This is a genomic window from Lacicoccus qingdaonensis (assembly GCF_900101075.1).
Classification (GTDB): domain Bacteria; phylum Bacillota; class Bacilli; order Staphylococcales; family Salinicoccaceae; genus Lacicoccus; species Lacicoccus qingdaonensis.
Genome location: NZ_FNFY01000005.1, coordinates 128751 through 140159 on the forward strand (window position 1 = coordinate 128751; position 11409 = coordinate 140159).

The following is an 11409-nucleotide window of genomic DNA, read 5'->3' on the forward strand; positions in this document are numbered from 1 at the left end:
ATGATTGGTTGAACAGCTGCCAGCATACGTTATTGTCATGTTCGTACTGGCGATGGTACCCGGACCGGATATGATGATCATAATGAAGAATACACTGGCCTTGAACAGACGGGCAGGGAGAATTACACTCACAGGCATTTTGGCGGGGCATCTGTTCTGGATTGCCATTTCCGTTGTCGGCCTGGCAGTCATCATTGCCAATTCTCCCGCGATTTTCAATACGATAAAATATTTAGGCGCATTTTACCTTATATACATCGGTATTCAGAGCCTCCGGGCGGGAGTGCTCGTTCCAAGACAGTCGATCGATCACATCGATTCCCTGAAGGAGACGGTCAGCAGGAAATCTCTGATACAGTCATTCAGGCAGGGATTTGTTGCAAATATTTTGAATCCGAAAGTATTGATACTCTACATGACAATCATCCCCCAGTTTGTTACCGGCGAAGGACAGACAACACTCGGGTATAATCAGCAGATTCTTCTGCTCGCGGCAATTCTTCTCATTGTTTCAATCATCTGGTTTATGACGGTGGTCGAGCTCGTGAACCTGCTCAAACGATGGATGAAATCCCATGTATTTCAAAACTGGCTCAGTAAAGGTGCAGGAGCAGTCATCATATTCTTCGGTGTCAGGACACTGTTATGGGGATAACCGGTCAATGAGAGTGCTGAGTGACTGAATTATGTGGTTTGTCAGTCACTGGGAGTGTTGAGTGACTGAATTCGGCGGTTTGTCGGTCACTGGGAGTGTTGAGTGACTGAATTCGGTGGTTTGTCGGTCACTGAGAATAACGTGTGACTAGATAATCATATAGATATCCAAAATAAAAGGCATAACCCATTCTTCAGGGGTTATGCCTTCTTTCATATCAATCATCAATCAAAAATACCATATCGATATCATTATCGGCAGTGATAACATCTGTCTGTTTCAAGTATTGTTTCATTTTATCGAAATCGACTTCTGCACCGATTCCGGGCTGATCGCTGACCTGTACGACACCATTTTCGGCGACGACTTCGGGTGTGATGATATCCTCTTTCCAGTAGCGGCTGGAAGAAGCGGTGTCTCCCGGCAGTGTGAAGTTGGATAATGTCGTGATTGCTATGTTATGCAGTCTGCCGACGCCGGCTTCTAGCATGCCGCCGCACCATAGCGGGATGTTGTGTTCTGCTGCGAGGTCATGGATTCTCTTCGACTGTGTGATGCCGCCGACACGTCCGACTTTGACGTTGATGATTTCACAGCTGCCGAGTTCAATAGATGCTTTCGCAGCCTGGTAGCTGTCGATGCTTTCGTCAAGACAGACAGGTGTCTGTATCGCTTTTTGCAGTTTGGCATGATCGACGATGTCTCCTGCTGCAAGGGGCTGCTCGATCATCATCAGATTGAATTCATCCATGGCCTTCAGCAGCTCGATATCATCCAGGGTATATGCAGAGTTCGCGTCCACCATTAAAGGGATGTCCGGATATTTACCACGTATCTTTCTGAGCATTTCAACATCCCGTCCGGGTTTTATTTTCACTTTGATGCGCTTATAGCCTTCTTCAACTTTTTCCTCGATCCTGTCAAGGAGCAACTCATCGGTATCTTCGAGACCGAGGGAGACCCCGACATCCACTTCAGCCTTCTTACCGCCGACAGCTTCGGCGAGTGTCATACCATTTTCTTTGGCATATAAATCCCACACCGCACCTTCGATGCCTGATTTCGCCATATTATTCTTTTTGAACGGTACCAGTAAATCCCACACTTCATCAGGATGTGAGATTTCATTTTGAATGATGATTGGTGCAAAGTATTTTTTCATCGCAATCAGTGCGCTGTCCATAAACTCTTCTGAATAGAGCGGGTCTTCACCGGCCACACATTCCCCGAAGCCGGACAGGCCGTCTGTATTTACAGCTTCAACAATCGTGATGAATCTTTTCGACTGGGTGCCGAAGCTTGTCGTGAAAGGATTTTTTAAATCCATCTCCAGCTGGTGCAGCTTGATTTCTTTGATATTCATGATATTCCTCCTAAACGGGTCCAAAATCTATTTGAAAAACAGTCATACAGTCCGAAAGCTCATATACAATCTTAACATTAATCGGCGGTCAAATTTTAAATATATGTATTCATCCACATTGTATTTAAGATTTTATAAGTATATATTGAATATAATCACTTGATAATACAACTAATATGAGAAAGGAATTTTTAAATGACTGCTGAAAAGATATTGGAAGTTTTCAATCATATGCACGCCAATCCGGAGCTCAGCAATGAGGAGTATGAGACGACTGATTATATATTTGATTATCTGGAACAAGAAGGTTTCAGCCCTGTCAGGTTTAAAAACATTACAGGCTTATACTGTGATATGGGAACGTTCAGCGACGAATATCCGACAATCGGCATACGGGCGGACATAGACGCACTTTACCAGGAAGTTGACGGTGTGAAACGCGCGAATCATTCCTGCGGCCATGATGCGCATACGGGTATGGTCATCGGTGCAATGCTGAAAATGAAAAATCATGAAGCGCTGGAGACGAGGGGTATCAGGTTCATTTTCCAGCCGGCTGAAGAACTGGGCAGCGGTGCACTCGCCGTTGTGGAGGAGGGTATCATCGACTCACTCGATTATCTGTTCGGCATCCACCTGCGTCCGATTGAAGAAGCGGCGATGGGGCAGGCGTCACCGAGCATTGAGCACGGTTCGGCCGCTTCACTGGAGTTCAAGATAGCAGGGGATGATGCCCACGGTGCACGGCCCCACCTGAACCATAATGCTATAGAAATCGGTGCGGACATCGTAAACATGCTGTCTAAAATCCACATTAATCCCATCATTCCATCATCGGTGAAGATGACTAAATTCATAGCAGGCGGCAAGTCACTGAATATCATCCCGGGGATAGCGGAGTGCGGTATCGACATGCGTGCACAGACAAACGAAGAGATGGATAATTTAAAAGATCGTGTCTTTAAAATCTTAAAATATGTTGAGGAGTTCTACGACGTGTCAATAGAAGAGGAGAACTTCTCAGGCATCGTCGCAAGTGAAAGCAACGAAGAAGCAATTCAATTTCTCAGAGAGGGCATCACCGATGCTCTCGGGGCGGAAAATCTTATGGAGCCGATCATTACAAGCGGCGGGGACGACTTCCATTACTATACTGTGAAGTATCCCGGACTGAAAGGGGCAATGATCGGACTCGGCTGTGACCTTGAGCCGGGACTGCATCACCCTAAAATGACATTTGACCGGAAAGCATTGGCAAATGGCACCGACATTCTCTATCACTCCATCTTAAAAGTGAAATAAAAGCATTCATCCAGGAGTTCGAAATGGATGACGGAATCGTGCATGACATCGGCAGATATCTAAAAAATGACATAAGAAAAGAGCATGGACGATGTCCATGCTCTGAATTTTTTTATTGTGCAAGTATAGTGTCCACATTATCCGTTCTTGTAACGATAAGGAACACTGTACCTTTATCCATTTCGGATTCGTAGTTTTCGGCTTCGGCTTCGGAAAAACCGATATTTTCCAGCTGTTTTCTCAACTGGTCGCCTTTTTTATCGAAAGCACCTTTTACTGCATCACCGATGCCCATTTCATTGGCACCGATCGTGTTGATCTCTACATTTTTAGCAATGCGTTTCGTACGTTCATCATCGTGGGAAATGACATAAATATCATTTTCACCAACATTTTGTGATTTCAATTTTTCTATATCCGTTTGCAGTTCTTCATCATTTGAATAACCTTTGATAAATGGTTTAGCCATAATTATCTCCTCAAAAAAGAATATTTAAATCGCATGCAATATATCAATTCCCGGCATGGGTTTTATTAAACATATTTAAAGAGGGGTTATGAAAAAAAAGAGCCTTTTTCAGGCTCGATTCAATGCTTAAATATTTTTATGGCGGTCAATATCATCTGTGTTGACAGAATCATCGGCAGAAGGTTCTTCTGTTTCTGTGTACACAACGGGATCTTCAAATGTTTTCGACAATTTGCGGTGATACAGGAACAGTATGATGATTGCCGCGATACCGGCAGTGACAACATTCAATAATGCCAAAAGGATGGCAACGCCGATATTTCTGGTGTATGCATTAAATATACCGATAAAGATGACAGACTCCATCAATAAATAGGAAATTGCAATATCTCCGACGGATAAGCCGAGGAAGTAGACGATCAGTCCTGTAATTGCAAAGATTAAGCCGAGATGTTTTGGATTGAAACTGCCTTTTTTAAAGACATTGCCGTCAAAATCCTGTCCCGCCACGTAGAATGTACCGAAAGGGACAAAAGATAACATAGGCACATCAAGGTTCTTTCTTTCAGCTATGCGAAACAGGAAGTAACCCTGCAGCAGCCATTTAATGAGTCCGACAGCGACAATAAATATCAACACGATTATGCCGATGGCAACGAGTCCGGCCAATAGACCAAAAATTTCGATGGTGATCACTCCTTTAAAGTTAATTATATCATGATTAAAAACAGATAAAAAACTTACAATCTCATAAATTCATATGTCCATTTCATAAAACAAGAAGTATATTCAGTTTTTTGCATAAATATGCTTGAAATAGCATTATTATAATGTTAGTATATATATCATTATCATTCAAAAATAATTTATCGAGGTGTCTATTATATGAGTGAAAAAGTGGTATTGGCCTATTCAGGCGGATTGGATACGAGTGTAACTATTAAATGGTTTATCGATGAAGGGTTCGAAGTCGTTGCGTTATGTTTAGATGTCGGGGAAGGAAAAGACCTGGACGTAATCAAAGAGAAAGCTCTGGAAATGGGCGCGTCGGAATGCTACGTCGTCGATACTAAAGAAGAGTTTGCCGAAGAGTTTGTAAGCTATGCAATTTATGGAAACTCAATGTATGAAGGAAAGTATCCTTTAGTGTCAGCGCTCAGCAGACCGCTGATCTCGAAGAAATTGGTCGAGGTTGCACATGAAGCAAATGCAGATTATGTAGCGCACGGATGTACAGGTAAAGGAAACGACCAGGTGCGTTTTGAAGTTGCAATCAAATCCCTTGATCCGTCGCTTAAAGTACTGGCGCCTGTCAGAGAGTGGACATGGAGCCGTGAAGAAGAGATTGCATACGCGAAAAAACATAATGTGCCGATTCCTGTCGATCTGGATTCACCGTATTCAATCGACCAGAACTTATGGGGCAGAAGCAACGAATGCGGTGTGCTCGAGAACCCATGGAACCAGCCGCCGGAAGATGCATATGACCTGACAGTACATCCTGCAGATGCAAAAGACGAAGCTGAGGAGCTTCTGCTGACATTTGAAGCAGGTCTTCCTACCAAGATCAATGGAGTCGGCTATGCGCTGGACGATTTGATTCTTAAATTGAATGACATCGCAGGTGCGCACGGCATTGGACGTATCGACCATGTTGAAAACAGACTTGTCGGTATAAAATCGAGAGAGATTTATGAAACACCCGGCGCAGCGGTCATTTTAACTGCGAAGCATGACCTGGAGACGATCACTCTGACGAAAGACATCGCTCACTTCAAGCCTGTAGTGGAACAAAAGTATACAGAGCAGGTCTATAACGGCTTATGGTACTCACCACTCAGCGATTCATTAAGAAAAATGCTGAAGGATATGCAGACGGAAGTGAACGGAGAAGTGCGTCTTGAGCTTTATAAAGGCAATGTCATCGTAACCGGCCGTCAGTCAGATAACAGCCTGTACAATGAAAAACTCGCAACTTATACTTCAGAAGATGCATTTAACCAGGAAGCTTCCGTTGGTTTCATTGAAATATTCGGTTTACCGACGAAAGTGAAAGCAATGCTGGATAACGGAGTAAAGATTAATGACTAAGAAAGCATGGGGCGGAAGATTTTCAGGTGAAGCACTCGAATGGGTGGAAGAATTTAATGCATCGATCCACTTTGACAAAGTGCTTTTGGACCTGGATATAAAAGGGAGCATCGCCCATGCAGAAATGCTTGCAGGCTGTGATATCATTTCAGCAGAGGATAAGGATATCATAGTCGACGGACTTCACCGTGTAAAAGAGGAAGCTGAAAAAGGCAACATAGAATGGGATGTGAAGCATGAAGATATTCATATGAATGTCGAAAATGCATTGATAGAACTGATCGGACCTGTCGGAGGAAAGCTCCATACAGGACGCAGCAGAAACGATCAGATTGCCACAGATATGCACCTTTATGTAAAAGGGCAGGTCCAGGCCATCATCCAGTCCATCGAGGAACTGCAGAACACCATCATTAAAACAGCCGAGGAAAATATTCATGTCATCATGCCCGGATACACACATCTGCAGAGAGCACAGCCGATATTATTCTCCCATCATCTAATGGCTTATTTTTGGATGTTCAAAAGAGATAAAGAACGCATGCAGGACGCTTTGAAGCGAATAGATGTGTCACCGCTCGGTGCAGGTGCGATCAGCGGAACGACATTTGACATCGACAGGGAGATGACGAAAGAGGCGCTCGGCTTCGGAGATTTGTATCACAACAGCATGGATGCCGTAAGTGACAGGGATTATATCATAGAAACTCTGTCGGGCATCAATCTGGTAATGATCCACCTTTCCAGAATCTCAGAAGAGATTATATTCTGGATGAGTGAAGAAGCGAAATTTGTCACTTTAAGCGATACGTTCACTACAGGCAGTTCGATGATGCCGCAGAAGAAGAACCCGGATATGGCTGAACTTATCCGCGGTAAAACAGGGCGTACGACGGGTGCGCTGATGTCTATGCTGATGCTCGTCAAAGGACTGCCGCTCACTTACAATAAAGATATGCAGGAAGATAAAGAGGGATTGTTTGATGCTGTGACGACTGTTCTCGGTTCCTTGAAAATAATGAACGGCATGATTGAAACGATGACAGTGAACGAAGAAAGACTGGAGCAGACAATCAATGAAGATTTCTCAAACGCGACAGAACTTGCTGATTACCTTGTTGAAAAAGATGTGCCTTTCAGAGATGCACATGAAGTGGTCGGAAAACTCGTACTGAAGTGTATTAACAGTAATCAATACCTCAAAGACTTGAGTATTGAAGAATTCCAGGCGGCAAACAGTATGATCGAAAATGATATTTACGATGTGCTGTCGCCGAAAACGGTCGTTGACAGACGATTGAGCTACGGCGGCACATCCACTGAATCAGTGAAACAGCAGATTGAATATGCCAAAGAAATCATATAAAAAAGACTCGCATAATGCGAGTCTTTTTTATTTATCTGAACCTTCGGTTATTCCTGGCATTTATTTTATTGGCACTTCTGTAAGCGTCTATAATTGCGAACAGCCATACAATCGGCAGGAATATATAACCGATCAGAATAGCCGTCAAAGCTCCGTTGATCAGCTGGATAATAATCAACATAATTCCCTTAAAAAAATGTCCGTTGTATATTTGTCCAAGGCCGCTGATAAAGAAACTTAAGACCGCAGCAACGCCTGCACTTTTTTGTGTTGGCATAAATTTATAATCCTCATTTCGTATATTATTGACTATTGTATTATACCCTTTATTCCTCGTCTTTAAACTTTGCTCTGCGCTCTTCTGAGCCTGGCATTTTGAACGGCCACCAGCTGCCGCGTTTAAGCGTGACGATCAATGCCGGTACAAGAAGCGGCAGGACGATGAATGCGTAGAACAGCAGTGCGAATATGATGACGCTGGTCACCTGGACGAGTATGACAATTCCTGAAGGATAGAGTGCCGCAAATGTACCGGATAATATGATCACCGCGGTAATGACGACAGTCCCCATCTTCTTGATCGCTATTGCTATCGCATCTTTGATCGAATGGTTGACGACTTCTTCCCTGAACCTGTCAATGATGAATATGGAGTAGTCGATACCGAGTGCTGCAAATATGATCAGACTGAAGAACGGCACTGCCCAGTTCAATTGATCTATGCCGAACCAGCCGAGTATCCACTGGGTCATGCTGACTGATGCAAAGTATGTGACAAATATTGAACCGATCATCACTACAGGGAGTATGAATGATCTGAACAGGACTGCGAGTATTACAAATAAAGTGATGACGAAAATGGTGACGACGTAAGAGTAATCATCCGTTGTCATCTGATCCAGGTCTCTGTTCATGCTTGTTACACCAGAGAAATAGCTGTCTACTTCATTCAGTTCCAGACGGTCGAGCTCCTTGTTAACAGTCGCTTCTACATCATCCAGAACAGCCATGGCCTCATGACTGTACGGGTCGCCGTCCAGTATGACGTTCAGGTTGATTGCCGTGTTATCGGCAAAACTGTACTGATCGATGGCGCTGTCCAATTCTTCAGAGTCTATGAATTCCTGCGGTACATTGACACCAGTATGATCGACGGCTTCATTATCCGTGACCTCTGTCAAAAGATTCTGGATTTCACCGAGACCTTCATTGGCTTCACCGATGCCGCTGCTGATTTCATCCAATCCTGCGGACATCTCTTCGAGACCGCCGGAAAGCTCGGACATCTGTTCCGATGCCTGCTGCTGCTGAGTTGCCATTTCTTCATTTGCAGTTTCCACCTGCGTGGTCATTTCATCCAGGCCGGTCTGCACTTCTTCAAGCTGGGCGGCAGCACCTTCTACATCACCGGTCATCGTCAAATACTGACTGATGCCTTCGACACCCTGGCTGAGTTCACCAAGGCCGCTGCTCAGCTCACTCATATCGCCTGAAGTCATTTCCTGCCCTGAAATTTCTTCGCTGATGTTTGTCAGGTTAGATGAGATTTCTTCCAGGCCGCTGCTCGTTTCATCCAGGCCGCCTGTAATCTCGTCCATCCCGGAATTCGCTTCATTCAGCTGGTAGCTGACCGACAGTTCGTCTATTGGATCGCCTGTCGGCCTGGTCACCGTCTGGACTTGATTGACGCCGTCTAGTTTGCTCACTGTATCAGCAACGGATTCGATACGTGTCAGACTTTCATGGTTTACGAGATCATCGCCATCTGACAGGATGACCTGGATCGGGAATATCGTCCCTTCATCAAAGCTTTCGCTCACTACATTGGTCGCATGTACTGCCGAGTATGAATCATCCAGTTCACTCAATGAGTCATAACTTACTTCGTCGTCATAGAAGAATGACAATACAACAAGTATGGCGATAAGAGAGAAGATGACACGGGTAGGGTGTTTGATGGAAAATGTTCCGAACACCCTCCAGATTTTACTCTCTTTTGTTTTGATGTTCTTAATGCTCGGCCAGAAAATATATTTTCCAAGCAGAGACATAAGAATCGGCAGCAATGTAAACAGGGACAGGAGCATGAACGCCATGCCGAGTGCCACGCCGACAGCTGAACGGTATATTTCAAAGTTTGCAAAGTACAGGACACCAAACACGACAGCGCCGGATATACCGCTGATGAATACTGTTTTACCACCTGTTTTGAACGTGTTCAATGTCGCCTGGTACTTATCATTGTCTTTCAGTTCTTCTTTGAATCTATTCAGAAGCAAAATACAGTAATCCGTACCGACACCAAATAAAATTACGATTAGAAAACTCTGTGTCTGGGGTGAAACCGGAAAGCCGAACCATTCTACGAACCAGCCCACAAAAGACTGGCCGATCAAGTACGAAATTCCTACAACCACGAGTGGTACAAACGGTGTCACTACAGATCGGAACATGACCAGAAGAACTGCAAGGACGATGATGACGGTAAAGATTTCAGTTGTCTGGATGCCGTTCATCGCATCTTCTTCAAGCGTTCTCTGTATCAATTCATTCGAAGTGATTGAAGTGTCCGCTTCAGTCGGGTTCATTTCCTCGATGCTGTTGGCGATTTCCAATATGACATTTTCATCGCCGGTGTATTCCATCGGAATCATCATGACACCTGTATCTTCGTTGATGAAACCTTCCTGGAGATCTTCGTTCAGTTCAAGAGGGTTGACGATATTGTCAACTTCTTCAACATTTTCCAGCTCACTGATATATGTTTCTATATCCTCCTGATGTTCTGTGACACCATCATCAAATTCGAGCACGAGAGACATCATTTCAGTGTCCTGGCCATGCTTTTCCAAGTATTGGCGAGCCTGTTCACTTGGCTGATCATCAGCTAACTGTACATCACCTTTTTCAGTGGCAAGCTGAGTGAGGTTTGGAGAAAACATGAACGTCAGTACAGCAAAAGCAATCATCAGAACCGTTACCGGCCATTTAAATTTCAGGATATGTTTCATTCATTTTTCCTCCATCTGTATATTTCAGTATTATTTCTGTTGCCTTGTGCAACTCTGCTAACTCATCTGCAGTGATATCTTTGATATCTTCATAAATGGAATCTTTAATATTCGATAAAAACTCCACTAACAGCTTTTTTGCGTTTGGGTTCAAGGTGACTAGTTTTGAACGACGGTCATTCGTAAGTTCATTCATTTTAAAAGAAATCAGATTTTTATTGGAAAGTTTCTTCAAAGTGTGAGTAGTTGAACTTTTAGTTGTGTTCAAAGCTTCGGTAATCTCAGAAGGGGTGGCCTGGTTATGGACGAACAGATATTGCAGCACTTCCATCTGCGATTTGGAAATATGTAACTTTGACACAGTATCTGTCACATCATTAAAAATATTAGCATAGCCATATCCGTAGATGTCACGTAAGTTGTTTACAGTTTCAGGCATTCGGTCCAAACGTATCCCTCCTTAAATAGTTTAGTATGTTGTACTAAATTACCACAGAAGAATTTTAGCATTTTTAAAAGGGGTGTTCAATGAATTACATGCCGGACAATTTGTCTAATATCGCACAATTGTTTTAAAAATGATATTCGCGAATTTCAAGTTTAAGTTAGCCACTAGGGTATGACCCTAATCCAGAGTTTGTGAAAGCCCTCTGATGTCTGATGGCTGGGCTCTTCCTCCCCCGAGGGGGAGGAGAAAAATTTACACTAGGCGCTATGTGCCGGTTGTGTATGTTGCATTGCCTGGACAAAACGCTCATGCGGTGTCCGGTATCCCAAGATTTTACGGGGATAGTCATTCATCCATCGTTGAATGCGCTGGATCTGTCGGTCACTGATTGATGAAATCGACTGGCCTTTCGGGATGAACCGGCGAATGAGCTTATGCTGGTTCTCGCTGGTCCCGCGTTCATATGAAGCGAACGGCCGAGCAAAGTAGACGTCTGTCACATGCTTCAAGGTGTCATGGAGTGCACTGAATTCAGAGCCATTATCCGATGTGATGGTCTTGAATAACGATGGCATGTGATCACCGGCGCGTTCAACGAGTCGTTCGATTGCCTCTGTGACAGGTTGAGCGTCCTTGCCTTCAATTTTCAAAAGCACTTCAAAACGGGTCTGTCGCTCCACCAATGTCAGCAGCACCGCATCATC

General features: G+C 44.1%; 11 protein-coding genes. 4 read left to right on the top strand and 7 right to left on the bottom strand.

The window, feature by feature from the left end:
• Positions 1 to 4: 4 nt before the first annotated feature.
• Positions 5 to 655: a LysE family translocator gene (locus BLR15_RS04950; RefSeq protein WP_245696604.1), complete on the top strand. Its 651-nt coding sequence runs from the start codon at positions 5 to 7 to the stop codon at positions 653 to 655.
• Positions 656 to 872: 217 nt separating this feature from the next.
• Here BLR15_RS04950 and menC read toward each other — a convergent pair whose 3' ends face one another.
• Entirely contained in the window at positions 873 to 2018 is a 1146-nt protein-coding gene (gene menC / locus BLR15_RS04955) for an o-succinylbenzoate synthase (RefSeq protein ID WP_092985284.1), read from the bottom strand.
• Between the two features lie 195 nt (positions 2019 to 2213).
• On the opposite strand from menC, the gene BLR15_RS04960 reads away from it, so the two are divergent.
• Positions 2214 to 3320, top strand: coding sequence for an amidohydrolase (locus tag BLR15_RS04960; protein WP_092985286.1), 1107 nt, complete (start codon positions 2214 to 2216; stop codon positions 3318 to 3320).
• Positions 3321 to 3432: 112 nt separating this feature from the next.
• On the opposite strand, the gene BLR15_RS04965 is transcribed toward BLR15_RS04960, so the two are convergent.
• Complete coding sequence (locus BLR15_RS04965) at positions 3433 to 3789, bottom strand: YflT domain-containing protein (RefSeq protein ID WP_092985288.1); 357 nt, start codon at positions 3787 to 3789, stop codon at positions 3433 to 3435.
• A gap of 126 nt (positions 3790 to 3915) precedes the next feature.
• Entirely contained in the window at positions 3916 to 4485 is a 570-nt protein-coding gene (locus BLR15_RS04970) for a hypothetical protein (RefSeq protein WP_143003930.1), read from the bottom strand.
• 189 nt (positions 4486 to 4674) lie between these two features.
• Here BLR15_RS04970 and BLR15_RS04975 point away from each other — a divergent pair, with 189 nt between their 5' ends.
• Positions 4675 to 5880: an argininosuccinate synthase gene (locus tag BLR15_RS04975; RefSeq protein WP_092985292.1), complete on the top strand. Its 1206-nt coding sequence runs from the start codon at positions 4675 to 4677 to the stop codon at positions 5878 to 5880.
• Complete coding sequence (gene argH, locus BLR15_RS04980) at positions 5873 to 7246, top strand: argininosuccinate lyase (protein ID WP_092985294.1); 1374 nt, start codon at positions 5873 to 5875, stop codon at positions 7244 to 7246. Before BLR15_RS04975 ends, argH begins: the two co-directional genes overlap by 8 nt.
• 31 nt (positions 7247 to 7277) lie before the next feature.
• Here argH and BLR15_RS14440 read toward each other — a convergent pair whose 3' ends face one another.
• The 4 genes from BLR15_RS14440 to BLR15_RS05000 form a co-directional block, all read right to left on the bottom strand.
• Positions 7278 to 7427, bottom strand: coding sequence for a hypothetical protein (locus tag BLR15_RS14440; RefSeq protein ID WP_331465670.1), 150 nt, complete (start codon positions 7425 to 7427; stop codon positions 7278 to 7280).
• A 145-nt stretch (positions 7428 to 7572) separates the two neighbouring features.
• Positions 7573 to 10257 (bottom strand): MMPL family transporter, encoded by a 2685-nt coding sequence (locus BLR15_RS04990; RefSeq protein ID WP_092985298.1) that lies wholly within the window; start codon positions 10255 to 10257, stop codon positions 7573 to 7575.
• Positions 10235 to 10696 carry a MarR family transcriptional regulator gene (locus BLR15_RS04995; RefSeq protein WP_092985314.1) on the bottom strand — a complete coding sequence of 154 codons (462 nt, stop codon included), beginning with the start codon at positions 10694 to 10696 and terminating at the stop codon, positions 10235 to 10237. Before BLR15_RS04995 ends, BLR15_RS04990 begins: the two co-directional genes overlap by 23 nt.
• 266 nt (positions 10697 to 10962) lie before the next feature.
• Positions 10963 to 11409, bottom strand: a 447-nt coding sequence (locus BLR15_RS05000; RefSeq protein ID WP_143003931.1) for an IS30 family transposase, incomplete at its 5' end; no start/stop codon positions are given.

Excerpts from the sequence above, each read along its gene's own strand:
- menC (WP_092985284.1), bottom strand. The coding sequence starts at position 2,018 with ATGAATATCAAAGAAATCAAGCTGCACCAGCTGGAGATGGATTTAAAA.
- BLR15_RS04960 (WP_092985286.1), top strand. The coding sequence starts at position 2,214 with ATGACTGCTGAAAAGATATTGGAAGTTTTCAATCATATGCACGCCAAT.
- BLR15_RS04965 (WP_092985288.1), bottom strand. The coding sequence starts at position 3,789 with ATGGCTAAACCATTTATCAAAGGTTATTCAAATGATGAAGAACTGCAA.
- BLR15_RS04975 (WP_092985292.1), top strand. The coding sequence starts at position 4,675 with ATGAGTGAAAAAGTGGTATTGGCCTATTCAGGCGGATTGGATACGAGT.
- argH (WP_092985294.1), top strand. The coding sequence starts at position 5,873 with ATGACTAAGAAAGCATGGGGCGGAAGATTTTCAGGTGAAGCACTCGAA.
- BLR15_RS14440 (WP_331465670.1), bottom strand. The coding sequence starts at position 7,427 with ATGTTGATTATTATCCAGCTGATCAACGGAGCTTTGACGGCTATTCTG.
- BLR15_RS04990 (WP_092985298.1), bottom strand. The coding sequence starts at position 10,257 with ATGAAACATATCCTGAAATTTAAATGGCCGGTAACGGTTCTGATGATT.
- BLR15_RS04995 (WP_092985314.1), bottom strand. The coding sequence starts at position 10,696 with ATGCCTGAAACTGTAAACAACTTACGTGACATCTACGGATATGGCTAT.